General features: G+C 62.2%; 17 protein-coding genes and 2 tRNA genes. 9 read left to right on the top strand and 10 right to left on the bottom strand.

Annotated elements, in window-relative coordinates; genetic code table 11:
• Window positions 1–539 precede the first annotated feature (539 nt).
• Window positions 540–1,202: a response regulator gene (locus ACR9YP_RS37700; protein ID WP_474218448.1), complete on the top strand. Its 663-nt coding sequence runs from the start codon at window positions 540–542 to the stop codon at window positions 1,200–1,202.
• On the opposite strand, the gene ACR9YP_RS37695 is transcribed toward ACR9YP_RS37700, so the two are convergent.
• Both ACR9YP_RS37695 and ACR9YP_RS37690 read right to left on the bottom strand, forming a co-directional pair.
• The gene (locus ACR9YP_RS37695) at window positions 1,197–3,311 is read right to left on the bottom strand and encodes an MASE1 domain-containing protein (protein WP_474218447.1); all 2,115 of its coding nucleotides are present in this window, start codon (window positions 3,309–3,311) and stop codon (window positions 1,197–1,199) included. The two genes, ACR9YP_RS37700 and ACR9YP_RS37695, sit on opposite strands and share 6 nt — an antisense overlap.
• Window positions 3,312–3,880: 569 nt before the next feature.
• Window positions 3,881–4,123 carry a DUF1127 domain-containing protein gene (locus ACR9YP_RS37690; protein WP_474218446.1) on the bottom strand — a complete coding sequence of 81 codons (243 nt, stop codon included), beginning with the start codon at window positions 4,121–4,123 and terminating at the stop codon, window positions 3,881–3,883.
• Between the two features lie 159 nt (window positions 4,124–4,282).
• Between ACR9YP_RS37690 and ACR9YP_RS37685 the strand changes: the two genes are divergently transcribed.
• The 4 genes from ACR9YP_RS37685 (at window position 4,283) to ACR9YP_RS37670 (ending at window position 10,362) form a co-directional block, all read left to right on the top strand.
• Window positions 4,283–5,857, top strand: a complete 1,575-nt coding sequence (locus tag ACR9YP_RS37685; RefSeq protein ID WP_474218445.1) for a winged helix-turn-helix domain-containing tetratricopeptide repeat protein — start codon at window positions 4,283–4,285, stop codon at window positions 5,855–5,857.
• A 151-nt stretch (window positions 5,858–6,008) separates the two neighbouring features.
• Complete coding sequence (locus ACR9YP_RS37680) at window positions 6,009–7,361, top strand: transposase (RefSeq protein ID WP_091880269.1); 1,353 nt, start codon at window positions 6,009–6,011, stop codon at window positions 7,359–7,361.
• 488 nt (window positions 7,362–7,849) lie between these two features.
• The gene (locus tag ACR9YP_RS37675; protein ID WP_474218444.1) at window positions 7,850–9,415 is read left to right on the top strand and encodes an amidase; all 1,566 of its coding nucleotides are present in this window, start codon (window positions 7,850–7,852) and stop codon (window positions 9,413–9,415) included.
• 137 nt (window positions 9,416–9,552) lie between these two features.
• The gene (locus ACR9YP_RS37670) at window positions 9,553–10,362 is read left to right on the top strand and encodes a helix-turn-helix transcriptional regulator (RefSeq protein ID WP_474218443.1); all 810 of its coding nucleotides are present in this window, start codon (window positions 9,553–9,555) and stop codon (window positions 10,360–10,362) included.
• Between the two features lie 208 nt (window positions 10,363–10,570).
• Here the strand turns inward: ACR9YP_RS37670 and ACR9YP_RS37665 are convergent.
• From ACR9YP_RS37665 to ACR9YP_RS37650, 4 genes are all read right to left on the bottom strand, one after another.
• Window positions 10,571–10,646: transfer RNA gene (locus tag ACR9YP_RS37665), tRNA-Ile, on the bottom strand.
• A 367-nt stretch (window positions 10,647–11,013) separates the two neighbouring features.
• Window positions 11,014–11,247 carry a hypothetical protein gene (locus ACR9YP_RS37660; protein WP_130219806.1) on the bottom strand — a complete coding sequence of 78 codons (234 nt, stop codon included), beginning with the start codon at window positions 11,245–11,247 and terminating at the stop codon, window positions 11,014–11,016.
• A gap of 663 nt (window positions 11,248–11,910) precedes the next feature.
• A tRNA-Ile gene (locus ACR9YP_RS37655) sits at window positions 11,911–11,986 on the bottom strand.
• Window positions 11,987–12,343: 357 nt separating this feature from the next.
• Window positions 12,344–13,318 carry a Bug family tripartite tricarboxylate transporter substrate binding protein gene (locus tag ACR9YP_RS37650; protein WP_474218442.1) on the bottom strand — a complete coding sequence of 325 codons (975 nt, stop codon included), beginning with the start codon at window positions 13,316–13,318 and terminating at the stop codon, window positions 12,344–12,346.
• Window positions 13,319–13,424: 106 nt separating this feature from the next.
• Between ACR9YP_RS37650 and ACR9YP_RS37645 the strand changes: the two genes are divergently transcribed.
• Entirely contained in the window at window positions 13,425–14,387 is a 963-nt protein-coding gene (locus ACR9YP_RS37645; RefSeq protein ID WP_474218441.1) for a TAXI family TRAP transporter solute-binding subunit, read from the top strand.
• Window positions 14,388–14,513: 126 nt separating this feature from the next.
• Here the strand turns inward: ACR9YP_RS37645 and ACR9YP_RS37640 are convergent, their stop codons facing one another.
• Together ACR9YP_RS37640 and ACR9YP_RS37635 are read right to left on the bottom strand one after the other, a co-directional pair.
• Window positions 14,514–15,725 (bottom strand): ABC transporter substrate-binding protein, encoded by a 1,212-nt coding sequence (locus ACR9YP_RS37640; protein ID WP_474218440.1) that lies wholly within the window; start codon window positions 15,723–15,725, stop codon window positions 14,514–14,516.
• 97 nt (window positions 15,726–15,822) lie between these two features.
• Window positions 15,823–16,716, bottom strand: a complete 894-nt coding sequence (locus ACR9YP_RS37635; protein ID WP_474218438.1) for a substrate-binding domain-containing protein — start codon at window positions 16,714–16,716, stop codon at window positions 15,823–15,825.
• A 269-nt stretch (window positions 16,717–16,985) separates the two neighbouring features.
• On the opposite strand from ACR9YP_RS37635, the gene ACR9YP_RS37630 reads away from it, so the two are divergent.
• From ACR9YP_RS37630 to ACR9YP_RS37620, 3 genes are read left to right on the top strand one after another with little or no spacing between them, the layout of a single operon-like run.
• Window positions 16,986–17,819, top strand: a complete 834-nt coding sequence (locus ACR9YP_RS37630; protein WP_474218437.1) for an ABC transporter substrate-binding protein — start codon at window positions 16,986–16,988, stop codon at window positions 17,817–17,819.
• Between the two features lie 53 nt (window positions 17,820–17,872).
• The gene (locus tag ACR9YP_RS37625) at window positions 17,873–18,979 is read left to right on the top strand and encodes a molybdopterin-binding protein (RefSeq protein ID WP_474218436.1); all 1,107 of its coding nucleotides are present in this window, start codon (window positions 17,873–17,875) and stop codon (window positions 18,977–18,979) included.
• A gap of 13 nt (window positions 18,980–18,992) precedes the next feature.
• On the top strand, window positions 18,993–20,942 hold the full coding sequence (locus ACR9YP_RS37620; protein WP_474218435.1) for a molybdopterin biosynthesis protein: 1,950 nt from the start codon (window positions 18,993–18,995) through the stop codon (window positions 20,940–20,942).
• A gap of 51 nt (window positions 20,943–20,993) precedes the next feature.
• Here ACR9YP_RS37620 and mobA read toward each other — a convergent pair whose 3' ends face one another.
• Both mobA and ACR9YP_RS37610 read right to left on the bottom strand, forming a co-directional pair.
• A complete protein-coding gene (gene mobA, locus ACR9YP_RS37615) occupies window positions 20,994–21,644 on the bottom strand; it encodes a molybdenum cofactor guanylyltransferase MobA (protein ID WP_474218434.1) in 651 nt (216 codons plus the stop codon).
• The gene (locus ACR9YP_RS37610; RefSeq protein WP_370988099.1) at window positions 21,631–22,521 is read right to left on the bottom strand and encodes a formate dehydrogenase accessory sulfurtransferase FdhD; all 891 of its coding nucleotides are present in this window, start codon (window positions 22,519–22,521) and stop codon (window positions 21,631–21,633) included. Before ACR9YP_RS37610 ends, mobA begins: the two co-directional genes overlap by 14 nt.
• Window positions 22,522–22,567 lie beyond the last annotated feature (46 nt).

The raw sequence follows: 22,567 nt of genomic DNA, 5'->3' as shown, positions 1-22,567 counted from the left end.
CAGCGTGCGCGCACGCTTAAAGAGGAACGATCGAGACGGATCGAATTTGAAAAAAACGCGGCGCTGCGGGTCGTGACAGCGCCGCAGTTCAGGGTTGCTTCACATCGACCTGGCCACGACAGCAATTGCGACAATGATCATATGGCCGCGCCGAGTAAAACGCTGGTGGAGAGGCGGACTGTCGACATCATCGTTCAAGTGGCGCAGTGTGTAAATCGGCCGCAGGTCGGTACAGAGAGGTGCCTAGGTCCTATGACCAAGGTATCGTCCGGGCCGCGGTATCTATTTGATACCCTCAGACACGTGACGAGCAATTCATCGCTCGCGTGGACGGAGAGGCCAGCGAGTACCGCGCTTCACGTCGTCCGCGCTCACTACGATTGTGTGCCGATTGCAACCATTGCACACAGCAGCGCTCGACTCCTACTTTGAGTGCTTGACGGCGGAACCACTGGACCAGAGATAGAAGGTGGACGGTTTCGAAGGTGGGTGTATGATTTCATTGATCTCCGGGCGCTCAGAGAACGGAGAGCATTTTTATGAAGGTTCTTGTTGTTGACGATCACACATTGATCCGCGAGGCGTTGCACGGCGTCCTGAAGCAATTGAAGCGAGAGGCCGTGATATTCGAAGCTTCGAGCAGTCGAGAGGCCATGCACATCGTCGAGCAGCATCCCGATATCAGCCTCATTTTGCTCGATATCAATTTGCCTGACCGCGACGGCTTCTCTGTCCTTTGCGAACTGCGCCATCGCTATGCGACGATTGCTATCATCATTCTCTCGTCCACCGATGATCACGACACGGTCAGGCGCGCTTTCAAACTTGGCGCGCTGGGTTTCATCCCGAAAACCACGGAACGTGAAGTGATGCTCAACGCTATTGAGTTGGTGTTCTCCGGCGGAGTTTACATTCCCTCGGAGATTCTGGAGGAAACGGCGGGTCCGCGATTTGCGGATAAACCATTGGCTCGCGACTTGCTCAAGGAGCGCGGATTGACCGATCGTCAGATCGACGTACTTGCGCTGCTGATGAAGGGAAAAAGCAACAAGGTCATTGCCAGGACGCTCAATATGGCGGTGCCGACAGTGAAGAATCACATCACGGTCGTTCTCAAGGCGCTCGGCGTAGCGACGCGCACTGAGGCCGTCATAAAGGTCGGAAAAATGGGCTGGGAATGGCCGCCGAAATCTGAATCATGAAACTGCTCCGGTGCCTCTTCCACCATCATGATCGCTAAGGAGCTCATGCATGACAGCGCGGAGCTGCATCGGGTCGACGGGCTTGTGCAGCAGAATGTATCCTCTGTCCCTGGCGTCCCGCAGAGGTTCAGCCCCGGTATCGCCGCTGATGAGAATGGCGGGAATTGACGAGCCAAACGCCGCATTGATTTGTTCAATTGCCCTGATTCCGGTCTTCCCGCTTGCGAGATGATAGTCCGAGATGATGAGATCGGGGCGCTGTTCGCGCTCGGCAAGCCGGACAAGTGCAGCTTCGTCGGATCCGGCGGCAAGAACCGAGTATCCCCATTTGCTAAGCAATCCGCCCGTTCCCTCCTGCACGATCGGAGTATCGGCAATAACAAGAATTGCCTTGCCGTCGACCGCCAAGGCATCAGGGTATGGTAAGTCGGCGGGCGCCGCTGACCTGACGCATTGATCGACTTTTGGAACCAGGATCGCAAATCGCGAACCTCGGCCCACAGTCGAAGCCAGGTCGATTTGATGGTCGAGAAGCAGGCGAAGCTTGTCGACGATGGCGAGGCCGAGGCCTAGTCCGCCGGACCGGTTCTGTCCTGAGGTAGGAACTTGAAAAAACTCACCAAAGATATTGTGCTTTTGATCGTCGGGAATGCCAGGACCGGTATCGCATACTTCGATGCGCAACATTTCACCGCGACGACGACATCCGACCAGGACACCGCCCTGCAACGTATAGCGCACCGCATTCGATACAAGATTCAGCATGATGCGTTCGAGCAGCATCGCATCGCTTCGCACCCAGGCGTCACTTGGCCTGACGCGTAGCCGCAGCCCCTTTTTTTGCGTCGTCTGGTCAAACGCCGTCTCGATTTTTTGCAACAGGCGCCCGATCGGGAACTCGGTGATCCTGGGCGTAAGCATCCCGGCATCCAGCCTGGACATGTCCAGGAGCGAATTGAACATTTCATCCATTTCCTTGCGGGTGGCGTCGATCCGTTCGATCGTCTTTGTCCTTTCCTCCGGGTTGAGCGGCGTGCGCAGCTGGGCGACGAACAACCCCAACGCATGTAACGGCTGCCGCAGATCATGGCTTGCCATGGCGAGAAAGCGCGATTTCGCTGCGTTGGCGAGCTCCAGTTCCTGCGTGCGCGCTGCGACCTTCTGCTCGAGTTCGACGTGCGCGCGGCGCAGGCTTCCTTCCGCGCTCTTGCGGACCTCGACATCCGCACTCAGCAGCAAGCTTGGAACGGTAATGCTGATCAAGAACATCAACACGAGCAGGAATGACGCATTGGGATCTGGTGTCGCGAAGGGGCCGCCGCCCGTGTGCGTTCCCCAAATCGTGATGCCCGCGAGCACGAGGGCAACCGTTGCGGTATCGCGTGGACCGCGACGCAGCGCCGCCCATAACATGGGCAGGATCACCAGAAAGCCGAGTGGATCTCGGCCGGGCGTCTGCTCGATCAGGGGGCTGAAAGCAATGAGGCCAACAGCCGCCGCTGTTGCGAGGACCGCTGCCGTCTCCGCAAAATCGTGGCGGTTGAAGGCATGATGGTGGTTTGATGCCCACAGCACGATCACGGGGGCAATGAGCAGGGCGCCGGTGACATCGCCCAACCACCAGGTGATCCACGCGTCCGCGAAATTCTCCGGCTCGATGTACCCGAAGAGTGCCAGGCTGGTCAGTCCAATGCTGGCGCTGATCGGTGTCGCGATCACGACGCAGATCAGGGTGAACTTTGCGACGGAATTTGGCGTTGAGAACGTTTCACACCCGCCTGACCACTGATTGATGAGATACGCGCCGGCAATCGCTTCAAGAGAGTTCCCGGTTGCAATCGCAGTTGCAGTGGCAACGGAGCCTGCCGTCGTCGCATTGGCGATCAGCGCCGCCGCAAAAATTGCGGGCCAAGTTCGATATCCCCGCAACAGAACCGCCGCCAGCGCGACACCTGTCGGCGGCCAAATTGGCGTTGCGCTGGGATGAATGGAGGCAAGGGCAAGGCCACCCTTTGCCGAGGCGAAATAGATCGCTCCAATCACGACCAGACCGCCGACGTAGCTGACGCTGCGGTATGAATCCATGTCGGGCGATCGTCGATCGGACATCGTCGGCGCCTGGACTAGGCAATTGGGTCGTTCACTATGACTGACTTTTAATTTAAAGAGACGACGCGTGCGCTGGAGGAACATCTGGCCGACTTGCGGTCCATCCCTCGCCTCAGCACCAGTGGGAGACGAACAGGCCGCCGTTGCGCCCGGAGGAATTCGCGCCGTCTCGCGTTCACCCGATTTTTCGGGGGGAAGCATGGTACGACGAAGATAGGCTCTCCGAAAGGCTGGATTTAAACTCGGACAAAGTCGCTGTGTGCGACGAGGGCCCTATCTCTCGTTGGAGCCTCGGGACTGAACCACCTGCACGATAAATGCTGTGGCGGACGAGGAAGCGCAAGCTTGACTCAAGAACAGAAGCATCTCCATGACCGATGAGACGCTGAGTCCGTTTTGCGTCGGCGCTGGCGCTTGCGATGCGCGGCGCAATTCTCCTTTGATAGAACGATCGCCAAGTCGAACTCGCTTTTAAGTGATCGTGTTCGCAACAAGGTGATCGTGTCCGCAACTTTGTCTTCCTGGCGACCAAAGACTACGCCATACGTCGGCTCTGCCGGCGGTCGACATCATTCGGCCGATTGTATGCCTCGCGGGTCAGTATTTCGGTTCGAGGCCACGTAGTCGATCTCGCCATACGTAATCCCGATATCCATCAGCTCCTGATCACTCAGGTTGCAAAGGTCGCGCCGCAGCCGCTCCCATTTTCGCCACTCCTGAAAAGCGGCCCAACAATTCTTGAAAGCACTGACATTGCGTCGCTGCGACACGGTCGTCTGGACCAAGCTCGTTGTCTGGTAAATCGTGCTCATTGCAGCATCCTCGGGTGCCTTGTTTCCACCCAGACAAGCTGCCAAGATCCGGTCCAGCGCGCTTGACGTGCTGCTTACATTTTCCTTACGGGCAGCTTATTCTTTACTTTCTAAGTGTTGCCGGGCCTAACCGGCGACCGCCTAAAGGGATTTCGCGTCTTGCGCTATCTCTTCGAAGATTACGAACTAGATTCCGGCCGCCGCGAGCTATACCGCGACTCGAACGTCATTGCCGTGGCGCCACAGGCCTTTGACCTGCTCGACTATCTCATCCGCAATCGCGAGCGCGTAGTTGGCAAGGACGAGCTCATCACAGCCATTTGGAAGGGGCGGTGCGTGTCCGATGCCGCGCTGACGACCCGGCTAAATGCCGCTCGATCAGCAATTGGCGATTCCGGGGAGGACCAGCGTCTGATCAAGACGCTGCCGAGGAAGGGCTATCGCTTTATCGGTAGGGTGCAGGAAGCCCACAGAGCTCCCACCGTGGCAGTAACCGAAATCCAAAGGGAGACGGCTAAACCTGCCCTCACACTTCCCGACAAACCGTCGCTCGCCGTTCTCCCATTCACTAACCTGAGCTCGGATCCAGAGCAGGAGTATTTCGCCGATGGCATGGTCGAGGACATCATCACCGGCCTTTCACGGTCCAAATCGCTGTTCGTCATCGCGCGCCAATCCACTTTTATCTATAAGGGCAAGCCTATCGACATCAGGCAGGTCGGGCGCGAGCTAGGCGTTCGGTATGTGCTCGAAGGCAGTGTGCGCAAATCCGGCGACCGAGTTCGCATTTCCGGGCAGTTGATCGAGGCCACGACGGGTGCCCATCTTTGGGCGGACCGCTTCGACAGCCAACTCAGCGATATCTTCGAACTGCAGGACCAAGTGACGAGTAGCGTGATTGGCGCACTCTTTCCTCAATTGGAGCGGGCCGAGATAGAGCGCGCAAAACGCAAGCCAACCGAAAATCTTCAAGCCTACGACTACTATCTTCGCGCACTTTCGAGCTTCTACCAATTCACCCGCGAACAAAACATTGAAGCCCTCAGATTGACCCGACTTGCTGTCGAAATCGATCCCGGATTGGCCGCAGCATACGCGCTTGGTGCTTATTGCTATCTGCAACGAAAGGTCTTCGGCTGGACGATCGACGCGGATCAGGAACTGAACGACACCCGACGATTGGCAAGTCGCGCAATCGAGCTCGATAAGGAGGATCCAACTGTACTCGTGAGGGTTGGGCAGACAATTGCTGCCGTACTATATGAGGTAGACGATGGCATCACCCTCGTCTTCCGAGCGCATGAGCTTAACCCAAATCTGGCTGTCGCACGCTATACTATCGGCTGGGAACACATACGCCGCGGCGACATAGAGGCGGCGCTCAAGCAGTTCCATGCCGGGGTGCGTTTAAGCCCTATGGATCCGTTTCTTTTTCTGATGCAGACCGGAATAGCAGTTGCGCATTTTTTGACAGGTCAATACGAGGAAGGGTCATCATGGGCTAAGTCGGCTGTGCTGCACCGGCCCAACTATCTAAACGCACAATTTATTCTGGCGACATGCCAGGCAATGTCTGGAAGGGTCGAGGAAGCCCGGATGATCGGGGCACGCCTGCTGGAAGCGAGACCGGCTCTGCGCGTCTCTACACTCGTTCCCAAGCTCGCTAGAATTTACAGGCCGGAACACCTCGAAAGGATAACGCGAGCTTGCCGCATCGTGGGCCTACCCCCGTGATTGCGGTTGTTCGGGAATTTCTGATCTCATTTCAATTCATCAACCGCGCTGTGTGGAATCTCCGCTTGTGGCCGATTCTGTTGAAAAAGACGGCTGTTGCGACGCAGAGATATCAGTGATTCAGTCTGTCTAATTGGCAGGACTGAAGATCATGATGGGGCATCGGCAAGTCGAACAGACCGCGTTGTTCTATGAGTTCTCGCTCGAAAGACATATCCCGACTGATCACTTGCTGCGGTTGATTGACAGGTTTGTCGATCTTGAACAGGTCCGGCGGGACCTGGCGCCTTTCTACAGCAGCATCGGTCGGCCTTCGATCGATCCCGAGTTGATGATCCGGATGCTCCTGATCGGTTACTGCTTCGGCATCCGATCGGAGCGGCGCCTGTGCGATGAGGTTCACCTCAATTTGGCCTACCGGTGGTTTTGCCGGCTCGGTCTGGACGGGACGGTGCCGGATCATTCGACATTCTCCAAGAACAGGCACGGCCGCTTCCGGCAGAGCGACCTCTTCCGTCGCGTGTTCGAGAGCGTGCTGCGCCGCTGCATCGAGGAACGACTGGTCGGCGGTGAGGGATTTGCAGTCGATGCGAGCCTAATCAAGGCCGATGCCAATCGGCAGAAGGGGATCGAAGGCGATAAGGGACTTCCGCCGGAGGCTGCCAGCCGAGCAATCGATGAGTATCTGGCCGGCCTTGATGATGCCGCTTTCGGAGCCGCGACCGAGGTTACCCCGAAGTTCGTATCGCCTTCCGATCCGGCGGCGCGCTGGACGGGGGCGCACGGCGGCCAAGCGTTTTTCGCCTATTCGACGAACTATCTGGTCGACATCGAGAACGCGATCATCGTCGATGTTGAGGCAACGACGGCAATCCGGCAGGCGGAGGTATTGGCCGCCAAGCGCATGATTGAGCGCTCGCTGGAGCGGTTTGATCTCTATCCGAGCCGGCTGCTCGGTGACAGCGGCTATGGCTCGGCCGAGATGCTCGCCTGGCTGGTCTATGAGCACGGGATCGAGCCGCACGTTACAGTCTTCGACAAGTCGGCCCGCACAGACGGGATCTTCTCGCGCGACGACTTCACCTATGACCATGCTGGGGACATCTATCGTTGCCCCGGTGGCAACATTCTTACCACGACCGGAACGTTGGTGAATGATGGTGCTACCATGCTTTACCTCGCCAGCAAGCGCGATTGTGATCGATGCGCATTGAAGCCCCGATGCTGCCCCAAGCAGGCTTCACGGAGAGTGCCCCGCTCGATCTACGAGGGCGCTCGCGACATGGCGCGCCAGATCGCGAGATCGTGGGAGGGAGGCACCTCGCGCCGGCTCCGCAAGAAAATCGAGATGTTGTTCGCGCACCTCAAGCGCATTCTCAAGCTCGACCGTTTGCGTTTACGAGGTCCAAACGGCGCGCGCGACGAGTTCATCCTCGCAGCCACCGCCCAAAACCTTCGAAAGATGGCCAAGCTGATCCCGATGCCCACCCCGACGCTCGCATAGGGTCAGTAAGAGCAGTTCCGGCCACGTCGCGACGGAGCTATTACAACGAAATACTGCCGGCCTTTTTCAACGGAATCGGCCCTTAGCCGAGATTCGGTCAGGCCGCCGCTATGTCTGCTTTCGAGGTTGGAGCAGGAGCAGAGGCCATGCGGATGCGTCGCTGTCGACATCGCCGATCTGTACGTTCCGTTCGTAGGTTCTCAATCGGTCAAAAGGCCGTTTCGATCACCGAACGCAGCGGGTGACCGCGAATCGTAATGCCGCGGAAACCGCGGTGACGCGGAAGCACTGCTTACGAAATGAAAAGCATCTAGTCCATTGATCCGCTGGTGGGCCCGGCAGGACTTTCCGTGACGACGCAGCACTATTTCCGTCTCGTTCTCATCTCGATTCACCCTTTCGGGGAATTGCGACTTGGAATCGCGCGGCGTCGAATTGGCGCAAGCATTCGGTCGCCCACCAGCTCCACCAACGGGAGACGAGACATCATGAGCCAAGCCCGCTACGAGAGTTTTGAAGGCCAGCCGAACCTGGAGCGCCGCCTGCTCCTGAGCATCGCCCTCGCAGGCGTCGCCGGGTCGGTCCTGCCGGCAGCGTCGAGCGCGGCCGCCGCCGGGCCGTCCGAAAAGGTCGATGTCGACGACATTGCCTACCTGACGGCCAGCGAGGCGCTCGCGAGATTCAAGGCCAAGAAGCTATCGCCGGTCGAACTGTTGCGGGCGCAGATCAAACAGGTCGAAGCATGGGAGCCGACGCTCAAGGCACTGACATACACCTATTTCGACGAGGCGCTGGAACAGGCACGGATTGCGGAGGGCAAGTACGCGCGTGGTGAACCGGTCCGCCCGCTGGAAGGCATCACCTGTGCCATCAAGGATTATCACTCCGTCAAGGGCAAGATCACCACCTACGGCTCGCGGCTCTACAAGGATTTCGTTCCGGACCAATCCGCGCCGACCGTGGAGCGCCTTCTCGACGCCGGGGCGATCTTGCATTGCCGCACGACGACACCGGAGTTCGCGCATTCAGGTGTGACGGCGTCCTTGCTTTGGGGCGTCACGCACAACCCGTGGAACCCTGCCTATACCCCCGGCGGCTCGACAGGCGGAGGCGGCGCGGCCTTGGCCGCCGGCTACACGACCTTGCAGGACGGCACGGATGGTGGCGGGTCCATTCGCATCCCGGCTGCGATGAACGGCGTGTTCGGCTACAAGCCGCCATGGGGACGCAACCCCGACGACCGCGAGCACCCGAATGAATGGCTGATCCACTATGGCGAACTGGCCCGCAGCGTCGGCGATTGCGGGCTGATGCAGAACGTTACGTCCGGCCAGCATCCGGCCGACATGTCGTCCCTGCGGGACAAGGTGATCATCCCGCCGACCTTCGACGGCATCGCCGGCATGAGGATCGCGCTGTCGATGGACCTGGGCTATTTCGCGGTCGACCCCGAGGTCGAGAAGAACACGCGCAATGCTGTGTCGGTCCTGCGCTCGCTCGGCGCCGTGGTCGATGAAGTCGACATCGGCTGGACCACGGAAATCGAAGAGACGTGGAACACAAGGTGGCAAGGCGTGTTCTACGCGCTGGCGGGCAGTCTTCTGACCAAGTCCCGCAACGACGTGGACCCGTTCGTCATCAAGATCCTCGAAGAGGGCAAGAAGCACGACGTCACGAAGTTCTATAACCTGAATACCGTGCGGCAGAAGATGTACGCGTCGATGACGAAGATCTTCGAGACCCACGACGCGTTGATCTGCCCGACGACGGCAACGACGAAGATCGTCGCAGGGCGAAGCAGCGAAGCGCCGCTCACCATCAACGGTAAGTCGGTGAACCCGTTTATCGGCTGGTTCATGACGTATCCCTTCAACCTGGTCGGCACCCTTCCCGTGATGTCGGTGCCCACCGGTTTCGATGCTGAAACAAGCGTGCCCACCGGGATGCAGATTGTCGGTCCGGCCTATGACGACCTGAGGGTGTTCCGCATCGCGTCCGCGTTCGAAGGCGCGACGCACCCCTGGCAGCGTCGGCGACCGAAACTGGCTGTCTAAAGCATGATCCGGAAAAGTGCGAAGCGGTTTTCCGAAAAGATCATGCGCAAACAACAACCTAAGGCGCGATGACGATTCATCCCAATCTCATCGCGCTTTAGCGTGGCTTGACACCTGCGGGCCGCAGGAGGACCATTATGGCCCATGATGAGAGATGGACCTTGATGTCTCTCCCAGCAGCTCATGCATTTCCCACCGTCGACCGCGAAGCTCTGATGGGAAGCTTCGCGGCCGACCTCGAACGGGCGGGTGACCTCGAGTCCGCCTTGGATGCGTTGCATCAAACCCTGTCGGGGCTGGGTTTTTCCGCCTTCGCCTATGGCATGGCCAGCACGCCGAGAGCGCAAGACGGCAGCTTCACGTCACCTATCGTGAAGACGCGAGCCTTCCCTAATCGATGGGATCGGCACTGGAGCCACCTTTGCGACCCCTACTACCGCTTCTGCTTCACGACGACCTTGCCTCTGAGGTGGGTCGACGTGCAAGCCCATGAACGCCTGAGCGCTGGCGAGCGGGCGTGCGTGGACCACCTGAACGACAAGAACCTGCACTACGGCATCACAGTTCCGATGCACATGCCGAACGGGTCATTTGCGTTCGTCAGTGCGATCTCGGAAACCGCGACCAAGTATGAGGCCGGTTCTTCACCGACGGTTGTCAATGGGCTGTTCGCATTGTGTCATCAATTTCAGAACACCTCTCTGCGGAGATGGTTGTGGAACCAAGCCGCCGACACCAAGGCATGGCTCAGCGCGCGTGAGAAAGAGTGCCTGTCCCTCGCCGCGCAAGGGAAGACCTCGGACGACATTGCCCTGATCCTCGGCTTGTCCTGCGAGACGGTACGTTCGCACATGAAGCGCGCGATCGTGCACCTCAACGCGTCGAACAGGCCGCATGCGATAGCGAAGGCGATCCAGCTTCGGCTCATCGACATGCCGTTCGCCTAGAACGACTTGTTCAACCTACGGCGGGACTTGCACGCGCAAGAGTGCGCAGTCGCCGCTCGCGTGCGCTGCTGGCATGTCTTGCCATGGAGCAAGGCGAAGGCTGGACGCGAACCAGGCTGGCGACGCTGCTCGGCACAACGAAGCGAGGCATTTCTGGTGCGGCGGCCAGCAGTCTGTGAAATGAAGAGCAGCCAAATGATTGATTTATTGGTTGGCCCGGCAGGACTCGAACCTGCAACCAGACCGTTATGAGCGGCCGGCTCTAACCATTGAGCTACAGGCCCCGCCGCGAGGCGGCCGCTTCGCGCGGCCGGCAACGGTGCGCGGTTCGTTTACAAGATTACGGTGGCAGTGCACTCAATTGGCAACGAGTGCGGCTGGTCCCGCGCTAGGCGAAGTGGTGCGGTTGACAAGGGGGCGACGATGCGAGCCAAGCGGGCCATGCCCGCGATGATGCGTGTCGAGGCGGGTCAATTGAATCCACTGTCACCGTAATAGCTTCCGCGCCGTCAAATCGCGCTCCTCTCGCCATGCCGCAGGCGGCGTTTCCAAATCCTCAAATCCGGGGCGCCCATCACGGCGCGTCGAGCTGCTGCGGGGCAATACGTGTAGTGACGTAAAACCCCCTGCCATGTGCGGGGGCTTGATCATCTAGCTCTTCGTCGGGTGACAGATGATCTGTTGGATGCTGTTGAACGGCGCCATGAGAGGCCTAGCTTTTGCGTGGTCCGTATGATCGCTCCCAGCGATGAAATCCCTCCCCACGATGTAGGGCGGGTACATGGTGCATGCATTCTGCACGCCGAACACAATCGTCAAGGATTCGCAGTCCTCTACTAGCTTCGAGAGATGGCCTTCCAGCGTATGCGGGTCGATCTCCGACATCAGGCTGTCCCCTTAGTTGGACTCAATGTGCAGCACCTTAATGAGGCCACCGACAAATGCAGAAAAATCCGAGGACCGACGCCGGAACTTCCCCCGCCCCCTCGCATTACGGTGACGCACTTAAATCGTGAGCCTCCGAATCCGTGAAATTGACGAGGGTCATTTGGGTGCATGTCACCCTATTCGACAATGCAATGCAAATGCGGCCGTTACTGTGCTGGGCAAAAAAGTGGTATATTTGACAGGGGACGACGATGCTAGCCAAGCGGGCTATGCCCGCGATGATCCGCGCCAGAAGCGGAACAGGTCAGTTATGCACAAGTCGTCGCGTACGTATCGTCCAAAGAGCCTACGAGCCGCGTGGGACTGAAGACGTTGATGGCTACGGCTTGAAATTCTTCGAGCTTGCCGTCTTCCTTGAGAAGGTCGTCGAGCGCGCTCAGCTTGGCCGCTGAGCGCGGCGCTTTCCTTTTCGTAGGCTTGCCATCGAAACCCCTAGTTGCAAACGATCTCAGCCTGCCGCGCGTTATGGGCTGTTCCGAAGTCTTTCATGGCAGCGCCCGCCTTCGCCCTTCGGGCTCCGGCGTGGCAGCCTTCGCACACTTCGCGCCATAGCCGCCTGAGCTGGCTTGCCGAGCCGTAGCTCGCGAAGCGAGCGAAGGCTGGTGGGCCCGGCAGGACTCGAACCTGCAACCAGACCGTTATGAGCGGCCGGCTCTAACCATTGAGCTACAGGCCCCGCCGCGAGGCGGCCGCTTCGCGCGGCCCGCAACGGTGCGCGGTTCGTTTACAGGGCCTGAGGCGGGGGTGCAATGCCGGCTCTGGTCAACGGAAATCCGGGGCTGCGCGGCAAGCACTGCTGGTCGGATGATTGCTGGATTCGGAATAATCGCATTTTGCCAATGTTTTGCCCGACGAGTCAAACGGCCATGCGGTCATCCGGCCGGTTCCTGCTCTTGCGTTTCTCTAACCCACTGTGATTGCTCACGTCTTCTACTGTGCATGGGGTTGTTTTTGCACTTTTTGTGTTGAGGGGGCCTGTCGGGTCCCCTCAAACGTCTTGCCGGGAAGCGATGCACCCGCGGCGGGGCGCCGCCTAATCCACCGAAACTCCGGCGAACTCGACCACCTTGCGCCACTTCTCGGTTTCGTCGGCGACCAGCTTGCCGAACTCGGCCGGCGTCATCGGCTTGGCGATGCCGCCGGTCTCCGCGAGGCGGGCGACCAGCTTCGGGTCCTTCAGGGCTTCGCCGACGGCCTTGTTGAGGATCTCGATCACCTCGGGCGGCGTGCCCTTCGGCGCGGAGATGCCGTAGAAGCCGACGGACTCGAAGCCCGGCACGGTCTCGGCGATCGCGGGCACGTCGGGCACGCTCGGCCAGCGCTGCGGCGAGGTCACCCCAATCGCGCGGACATTGCCGCCCTTCGCCTGCTCCATGGCGGAGGGCAGGTTGTCGAAGATCAGCTGCACCTTGTTGGAGATGATGTCGGGGAACGCGATGGCGGAGCCGCGATAGGGCACGTGCACCATGTCGCATTTGGTCATCACCTTGAACAGCTCGGCCGACATGTGCACCGAAGTGCCGTTGCCGGAGGAGGCAAAGGAGACCTTTCCGGGATTGGCCTTGCAGTAGTCGATGAATTCCTGAACCGTCTTTGCCGGGAACGCGTTGGAGACGACCAGCATGTTGGTGAGCTGCATGATGCTCGCGACCGGCACGGTATCGCGCAGGAAGTCGAACGGCAGCTTCTTGTAGAGCGAGGTCGAGATCGCGTTGTTGGGCGCGACGAACAGCAGCGTGTAGCCGTCCGGCGGCGAGTTGATCGCGGCGGCGGCCGCGATGTTGCCGCCGGAGCCGGTGCGGTTCTCGACGATGAATTGCTGGCCGAGACGGTCCGACAGCCACTGCGCCATGATCCGCGCCACGATGTCGACCGGGCCGCCGGCGGAAAAGCCGATCAGCCAATGCACGGGGCGGTCGGGATAGGCGGCGGAGGCCGGAGGTGTTGCGCTGAAAAGACCTAAAAGAACTGCGAGCCCAAAAACACCGTTACGCAAAATTCGCAACATGACGCCTCCCATTGTTCTATTGTCGTTGGGGGCATGCTTTCACAAAATCGGCCTGCTGCCTACATCGTCGCAAGTCGGTGTTGACGCAGGCTCGGCGGAAATGACCATGAGATTCGCGACTATCCTTCTCGCCGCGGCGCTGCTCTTTGGCCCCGCTGCTGCCCAAACCGGAGGCAACGCCATTCCGACCACGACACTCAGCCTCGGCACTGCGACGCCCGGCGGCGGCTTTCCGCTCTACGGCAACGCTTTCGCGGAGGTGATGAACGCGGCCGATCCGCGAATCACCATCGTCCCGCGCAACACCAAGGGCAGCAACGAGAACATCCCGCTGCTGGAGAAAGGCGAGCTCGATCTCGCGTTGGTCGCAGGCGAGCCGGCCTATGAAGCCTTTGCCGGCATCGGCCGTGCGCCTGTGCGGCTGAAGATTCTCACCGCGATCTATTCCAACCCTGGAATGTTCGTGGTGCGGGCGGACAGCCCCTATAAGACCATTCGCGATCTCGTCGGTCAGCCCGTCGCGTTCGGCGCCAAGGGCTCGGGCCTGCCGATCCTGGCGCGCTACGTGCTCGATGGCCTCGGCCTCAAGCAGGACGAAGATTTCAAGGCGATTTATCTCGACCGCGCCGGCGACGGCCCCGCAATGGTCGAAGACGGCCGCGTCGCCGCGCTGTGGGGCGCCGGCATCGGCTGGCCCGGCTTTGCCGCGGTCGCATCGAGCGCGTCAGGCGCACGCTTCATCGCGCCCAGCGCAGAAGAGATCACACGCATCCGCGCCAAGCATGCGTTCCTGAAGCCGCTCACCGTGCCGGCCAATAGCTATCCGAAGCAGACGGAGCCGATCGCTTCGCTGGGATCGTGGAGTTTTGTCCTGACGCGCGAGGATTTGCCGGATGACGTCGCCTATCGCCTGGCGAAGACGCTGCACGGCGCAGAAGTGACGTTCTGCAAGAAGCTCGCGCAGGCCTGCGAGACCACGGCCGCGAACACGGTCGCGGCAGCGCCGAAGCCGGAGCTGATCCATCCGGGCGTGATGAAGTATTTTCGCGAGATCGGCGTGACGAAGTGACGGTCGCAACCACACCCACGCTCGTCATGCCCGAGCTTGTCCCGGGCATCCACGTTCTTCTGTCCGCGTGGCGAGACGTGGATGCCCGGGTCAAGCCCGGGCATGACGATCTTTCTTGCTACGCCGTCACTTCTTCACCAGCGCACATGCCGGGTCCGGCGGCCCGAACGCCTTGTCGCCGGAGATGGTCGTGAGGATCTTGTAATAGTCCCACGGATATTTGCTCTCCTCCGGCGTCTTCACCTGCACCAGCCAGAGGTCGTGCACCATCAGATTGTCCTCGCGCAAGCGGCCGTTGCGGGCGAAGAAATCCTCGATCGGCTTCTCGCGCATCTTGGCGGCCACTTTAAGCGGATCGTCGGTGCCGGTCTCCTTGATGGCGTTGAGATAGTGCATCACGCTGGAATAGACGCCGGCCTGCCACATCGACGGCATCTTGTTCATCTTGGCGAAATAGCGCTTCGACCATTCGCGGGTCTTGTCGTCCATGTCCCAATAGAACGACGTGGTCAGGAGCAGGCCTTGGGCTGCCTGCAGGCCGAGACCGTGGATGTCGGTGATCAGCGCCAGCAGCGCCGCCATCTGCTGGCCGCCCTTGAACACGCCGAACTCCGAGCCGGTCTTGATCTCGTTCATGTTGTTGGGGGGACCGGCTGCAATGCCGATGATCTTGGCCTTGGAGGCCTGCGCCTGCAGCACGAAGGAGGAGAGGTCCGGCGTTGCCAGCGGCGGCCGCACCGAGCCCAGCACCTTGCCGCCATTGGCGGTGACGACGGCGGAGGCGTCGCGCTCTAGCGAATGGCCGAAGGCGTAGTCGTCGGTGATGAAGAACCAGCTGTCGCCGCCGCGCTTGACCACCGCATCCGCCGTGCCGACCGCGAGCGCGCGGGTGTCGAACACCCATTGGATCGCGTAAGGAGAGCAGAATTTGCCGTGGAAATCCGCGGTGCCGGTGGAGTGGGTGATGAACAGCCGCTTCTTCTCGTTGGCGATGTTCTGCACCGCGAGCCCGACCGCGGAGACCGGCACGTCGACGATCAGATCGACCTGGTCGACGTCGTACCAGCGCCGCGCGATCGCGCCGCCGACATCAGCCTTGAGCTGGTGGTCGCCGATCACGACGCTGATCGGCTTGCCGAGCACGGTGCCGCCGAAATCGTCGATCGCCATCTGCGCCGCCGTCACCGAGCCTTGGCCGGTCGGTGCCGAGGCCGGGCCGTTCATGTCGGTGAGCACGCCGATCTTGACGACGTTGTCCGACACCTGCGCCGACGCCACACCCGGCAGCAGCGCCGCCAAGGCGGCCGCGACCGGCAGTGCAAATCTGATTGGATTCATGCTTCTCCTCCCCTGATCCGGCTCGTTGGCCGGTGTTGCCCGGGTATGCCCGGCTGAATTGGTTTCTTTTGCAACTATTTGGGGGCGGGCGTCAATGTCAGGCCGCGAAGCGGATCTGTCCGGCCAGCGAGGGGTCGTAGCCGGTCAGCTCCTCGGCGCGCTGTCGCAGCCGCCTTTCGCCGAGCAGCCGGAGCACGGCCTGCATGGCAGGGCGGAAATAGCTGCGCTGCCGCATCGCGAGGTCAAGATTCTCCCAGACCAGCGGCACGAAATCCAGCCCGGCCGAGCGCGCCGCCGCGCGCGTCGCGATACCGCAATCGGCCTGGCCGGCGCGGACGATCTCGACGAGGTCCGGGCCGGTCAGAGCCTGCGTCTCGATGCGGCGCAAATCCCGCGTCGAGGCGCCGGCGCGCTTGAGCAGCCCGTCGAGCAGCATCTGCGCGCCCGTGCCCTGTGGTCGCATCACCATCCTGGCGCCGCGTGCGAGCACGTCGGACAGGCCGTGCAGATGCTTGGGATTGCCGTGCGGCAGCACGAGACCCTGCTCGCGGCGCACGAACGCGACCAGCACCGCGTCGTGCAGATCGGGAGCTGCCCGCAGCGCCTCGACACTGGCATCGCTGGCGAGATTGTCGGAGGCGTCCAAGGCATGGAAGTGCACCGCCGCAGCCATCACCTCGTTGCGCTGCAAGCGCTCGAGTCCGCGCGCGCTGCCCTCGCTCATCGATCCGAGCCCAGAGCCGGATTCGCGCAGGCTCCAAGCCAAGAGCTCGTCCTGGCTGCCGCCGACGACCGGCGGCGGCTCCGCGATCAGCATGCCGGCCGGGCGCGCCAGTCCCGACAGCACCCAGAGATCGAGCTCGTGCCGCGGGAAGAGCCACTTCCCGGTCACCTTGGTGCAGGGGATCGCACCGGTGGTGACGAGTTCGTAAAGTTTGCGTTCGCCGAGCCGAAGATAGTCGGCGGCTTCGCTGGTCGTCAGGAATTCCATCCTGCATTCCTATGCAAATTCTTGCTTCTTTTTGACGTTCGACGCAGGTGGAATTCTGCATTTCAATTCGTGTCCGCGGGAACCATGCCCGATCATCTCGCTGCTTTGCAACACATCCGCGCGCGCGATTTCTGCTTTGGTGAACGATCCCAAAGCACTCGCGCTTTGCCGAAATTTCCCGAGTGGGGAGCGCAAGGAGCAGATGACGTCACGAGTGCGGCGCAATCGATCATCATCATGATTCCGTCACAGCTAATGGGAACCCGATCATGGCCGTCCGCCGCCTCGCCGTTGCATTCGCGCTTCTTTGCGGCCTTGCCGCGGGCGTTGCGGCGTCAGCCGCGGAGGAGCGTGGCATCGTCATCGCCACGACGACGGCAACCCAGGAGTCCGGCCTGCTCGACTATCTGCTGCCGATCTTCCGCGCGAAGACCGGCATCGACGTGACGGTGATCGCGCGGCGCGCCGATGAAGTGCTCGACGGGGCGCGAAGGGGCGAGGTCGACGTCGTGCTGATGCATGCGCGACCGCAGGAGGAGAAATTCGTCGCCGATGGTTTCGGCGTGAAGCGCCTCGACGTGATGTACAACGACTATGTGCTGATCGGGCCGAAGAGCGATCCCGCCGCGGTGAAGGGCAAGGACATCGCGACCGCGCTGAAGGCGATCGAGGCCAAGGGGGCGCCATTCGTGACGCGCGGTGACCGCTCGGGCACCCATGCCGCGGAGCTCGCGCTCTGGATCGTCGCCGGCATCGACATCGCGAGCGCCAAGGGCGCCTGGTATCGCGAGGCCGGGCCGGGCATGACGAGAGCCCTCGACGCCGCGCGCGCCGCGAACGCCTATGTGCTGTCGGACCGCGGCAGCTGGATCTCGTTCAGGGATCGCGGCGATCTCGACATCGTCGTCGAAGGCGACAGGCGGCTGCTCAATCAGTACGGCGTGATGCTGGTGAACCCCGAGAAGTTTCCGAACGTGAAGAAGGACCTCGCACAGACCTTCATCGACTGGCTGACCTCGCCGGAGGGGCAGACGGTGATCGCCGGCTACAAGGTCGACGGGCAGCAGCTATTCTTTCCCAATTCGGACAGATCGGGCGGCTGAGGCCGCATTGCCGGCGGTTGCCAAACCGGGCGATGCATGGTCCATCATGGCGCATGACCCAACGTCTGCCGTCCTCGCTCACGCCGCTCGACACTGCGCTCGCCGCGTTGCTGCGAGGCGTCGATGCTGTTGCGCCGGTGGAGTTGCCGTTGGCGGAAGCGATCGGTTGCATCGCGGTGGGCACTCCGCTGCTTGCCGCCTATCCTCCGTGCGACATTGCCGCAGCAGACGGCTGGGCGCTCTCGGCCAATGATCTCGTCGGTGCGTCCGCGTACGCGCCGCTGCCGCTGGCGATGGCTCCTGCGTGGGTCGATGCCGGTGACGCGATGCCGGAGGGATGCGACTGCGTGCTCGATGCTGGCGCGGTCGAGGTATCGGGTCCGCTGGCCCAGGTGCTGGCAGAGGCCGTGCCGGGGCAGGGCGTCAGGCGCGCCGGAAGTGACGTCGCCGCGCGCACGCCCGCCGGCGCCGAGGGCTATCCCATCGGTGCGGCTGATCTGCTGATCGCGCGCGTTGCGGGCTTGGCAAAGCTTTTCGTGCGGCGGCCGCGGCTGCGCATCGTCACTGTGCCGGGCGCAACGACGACGGCGCAGATGATCGCCGAGATCGCGCGCGCGGCGGGGCTGGATGTGAAGACGTTTGAGGCCGGTGCGCGCGACGAAGCATCGATTGCCGAGGCGCTCGATGCGTCATCCAGCGATCTGCTGCTGACGGTCGGCGGCAGTGGCGTCGGCCGCCGGGATGCAGCTGTCACGGCGCTAGCCCGGCGCGGCGAGGTGCTTGCCCATGGCCTTGCGCTGCAGCCTGGACGCACCGCCGCCGTCGGCCGGCTCGGGCGAATTCCCGTGGTCGCCTTGCCCGGCTCGCCCGATCATGCGCTCGCGGCCTGGCTCGCATTCGTGCTGCCGCTCATTGACCACCTGTCGGCGCGCCGGCCACGCCGACAGGTGAGCTTGCCGCTCACGCGCAAGATCGCATCCGGCGTCGGTATCGCCGAAATCGTCCTGCTGGCCGAGGAACATCATGCGTGGATGCCGCTTGCCGTGGGCGAATGGCCGCTCCAGGCGATCGCCCGTGCCGATGCATGGCTGCTCGTCCCCGCCAGCCACGAGGGATTTGCGGCGGGCACGCCGGTCGGTGCTTATCTGATGCGGGAATGATATGGGTTCCGGCATGACGATGATTCCGCGATCGCAAGAGCGCAGCGCGCTCGAACAGGAGCAGTTCCTCAAGATCCTGTCGCGGGAGGAAGCGTTGGCTCGCTTCGAGGCGGCGCTGTTCCCGCGTCCGATTTCGAGTGCAGCGTGCAAGCTCGCCGATGCACTCGGTGCAGCGCTTGCCCAAGACGTCACGGCACCGATCGACGTTCCACCGTTCGACCGCTCCAATGTCGACGGCTTTGCGGTCCGCTCAGCCGATGTCGTTGCGGCGGGGGAAGGTGCACCCGTTCGTCTCGCGCTGAACGCTGAAACCATCCACTGCGGCACAGCCCCGACGCTGCAAGTGGCGGCTGGATCCGCAACGGCGATCGCCACCGGCGGTCCGCTGCCGCGCGGCGCCGACGCTGTCGTCATGGTCGAGCACACCCAGCCGGCCGGATCGGATGCGATCGAGGTTCGTCGCGCTACGTCTCCCGGGCAATTCGTCTCCTATGCCGGATCCGACATCGCGCGCGGCGAAGCGCTGCTGCGTGCGGGGACGATCATCGGTTCGCGCGAGATCGGCATGCTGGCCGCTTGCGGCATCGCCGAGGTGAATGTCGCGCGCAAGCCGATTGTGGCCGTCGTCTCCACCGGCGACGAGCTGGTGCAGCCCGGAGAGGGGCTCGCGCCCGCCGAGATCTACGACACCAATGGTGCGATCGTCACTGCTGCGATCGACGAGAATGGCGGCGAGGCGGTCTTCCTCGGCGCCATTCCCGACGATGAAGCCAAGCTCGAAGCCGCCATGCGCCGCGCGCTGGCGGATGCCGACATGCTGGTGCTGTCGGGCGGCACGTCGAAAGGCGCGGGCGACCTGTCCCACCGCATCATCGCCCGTCTCGGCCAACCCGGTATCGTCGCGCATGGCGTTGCGCTGAAGCCCGGTAAGCCGCTGTGCCTTGCGGTCTGCGACGGCAAGCCGGTGGTGATCCTGCCGGGCTTTCCGACCTCGGCGATGTTCACCTTCCACGACATGATCGTGCCGGTGCTGCGCAGGATGGCCGGGCTGCCGCCGCGCTCCGAGGCCAAGGTGAACGCGACTGTGCCGGTGCGCATCGCTTCCGAACTCGGCCGCACCGAATTCGTCATGGTCTCGCTGGTCGAGGGCAGGGACGGCTTGATCGCCTATCCCTCCGGCAAGGGATCCGGTGCGATCACGTCATTCGCGCAGGCCGATGGTTTTCTGCGTATCGATGCGCTCGCCGACCAGATGCCGGCCGGGACCGAGGCCGAGGTGACGCTGTTCACGCCGCATGTGCGCGTGCCCGATCTCGTCATCGTCGGCAGCCATTGCACCGGCCTCGATCTCGTCACCGCACAACTCGCACATGCTGGCCTGACTGTTCGCTCGATCGCGGTCGGCAGCCTCGGCGGGCTCGCCGCGGCGAAGCGTGGCGAGTGCGATCTCGCGCCGATCCATCTGTTCGATGGCAAAAGCGGGACCTACAACACGCCCTATCTCGTCGAGGGCCTTGAGCTTGTTCCGGGCTGGCGGCGGATGCAGGGCATTGTCTTCCGCAAGGGCGACAAGCGTTTCGAAGGCCTCGGCGCAAAGGCCGCCGTCGCGGCTGCGCTCGCTGACCCCGCCTGTATCATGGTCAACCGCAACCAGGGCGCCGGCACGCGCATCCTGATCGACCGGCTGCTCGGCGGCGCGCACCCGGAAGGTTATTGGAACCAGCCGCGCTCGCACAATGCGGTGGCCGCGGCCGTCGCCCAGCATCGTGCCGACTGGGGCATGACCATTGCGCCGGTCGCCCATGCGGTCGGCCTCGGTTTCATTCCGCTCGCGGAGGAGCATTATGACTTCGCGCTGGTGACGGCGCGCAAAGACCGGCCGGCAGTGCAGGCCTTTCTCGATGCGCTCGGCTCGAATGAAGCGCGCGCTGCGCTGGAGCGGGCGGGGTTCCGGCCCGCGTAGATTGACGAAGCGGCGCTTCTCAATGATCCAACCTAACCGGAGCACACCGCCTTACGAGGCGGCATCCAGCGCCGCCAGCCGCTCGGCCTCGGCGATGTCCTCGACGGTATTGGCATTGAAGAACGGGTCGAGCAGCTCGGTCGGCCACGTCACCGTCGCCAGCGGATAGCGCGCGGTCCAGCGATCGATCTTGCGGAGGTCTTCGACCACCAGCGCGTGGCGGAGCTCGTCGCGCAGGTCGACGCGCCAAAGGCCGATCACCGGATGCGACTGATCGCCCGATGCGGCGACCGCGAGCTGCGCGTTTTCGCGCGCCCGCGCCTCATGCAGGCGGGCGACCAGGTTGCGCGGCAGGAAGGGACAGTCGCCGGCGGCGCTGAGCACCCACTCTATCTCCGGCCGGTTGGCCGCGGTCCAGTCGAGCGCCGCGAGAATGCCGGCGAGCGGACCGGGAAAGCCGGGCACGTCGTCGGCGACCACCTGCAAGCCGAACGCGGCGAAGCGCGCGGGATCGCCGTTGGCATTGAGGATCAGTCCGCTACATTGGGGTGAAAGGCGCGCGATCACACGCTCCAGGATGGTGCGGCCACCGATGCTGCGCATCGGCTTGTCGCCCCCGCCCATGCGGCGGGCGAGACCGCCGGCGAGCAGCACGCCAAGAGTCGGCGGAATGCTCGCGGCCGGAAAACTAGTCGTCACCACCTTCACCCTTGCGCTTGTGCTTCGCCGATTCCTCCTCGACGTAAGCGAGGTTCTGGTCGTAGACGATGCGGTCTTCGCCCGCGAGCGCGATGAAGCGCTTGCCGCGGGTGCGGCCGATCAGCGTCAGCCCGACCTGCCTTGCGAGATCGACGCCCCAGGCGGTGAAGCCGGAGCGTGACACCAGGATCGGAATGCCCATGCGCACAGTCTTGATCACCATCTCCGAGGTGAGGCGTCCCGTGGTGTAGAGGATCTTGTCGCCAGGCTCGACGCCGTGGCGGTACATCCAGCCCGCGATCTTGTCGACCGCGTTGTGGCGGCCGACATCCTCGGTGTAGCAGAGCGGGGTGCCCTCCTTGCACAGCACGCAGCCATGGATCGCGCCGGCCTCGAGGTACAGCGAGGGCATGGTGTTGATGGTCTGGGTCATCTGGTAGAGCCAGGAGGTGCGCAGCTCCGCCTTCGGCAATGCGACGCTCTCGACCGCCTCCAGCAGGTCGCCGAAAGCTGTGCCCTGCGCGCAGCCCGACGTCTGCGTGCGCTTCTTCAGCTTGGCCTCGAAATTGGTGTGGTGTGAGGTGCGCACCACGACCACCTGGAGGTCGTCGTCGTATTCGACCTCGGTGACCGCATCATTATATTTCAGCATGTTCTGGTTCAGCAGGTAGCCGAGCGCCAGATATTCGGGGTAATCGCCGATCGTCATCATGGTGACGATCTCCTGCGAATTCAGGTAGAGCGTCAGCGGCCGCTCCATCGGCACCTTGATCTCGACCCTGGCGCCGGTCTGGTCGGTCCCGGTCACGCTCTGGGTCAGGCGCGGGTCGTCCGTGTCAGGGACGATCAGGGGCACCGGGGTCTTGTCGATCTTCATCATGGTTGCGAGGTTAGCATGACATTCGGGTCAAGCCGATATAAGCATG

The organism is Bradyrhizobium sp. BR14999 (genome assembly GCF_056106085.1).
Note: the sequence above shows the minus strand (reverse complement) of the source record. Positions and strands in the feature narration are given on the sequence as shown.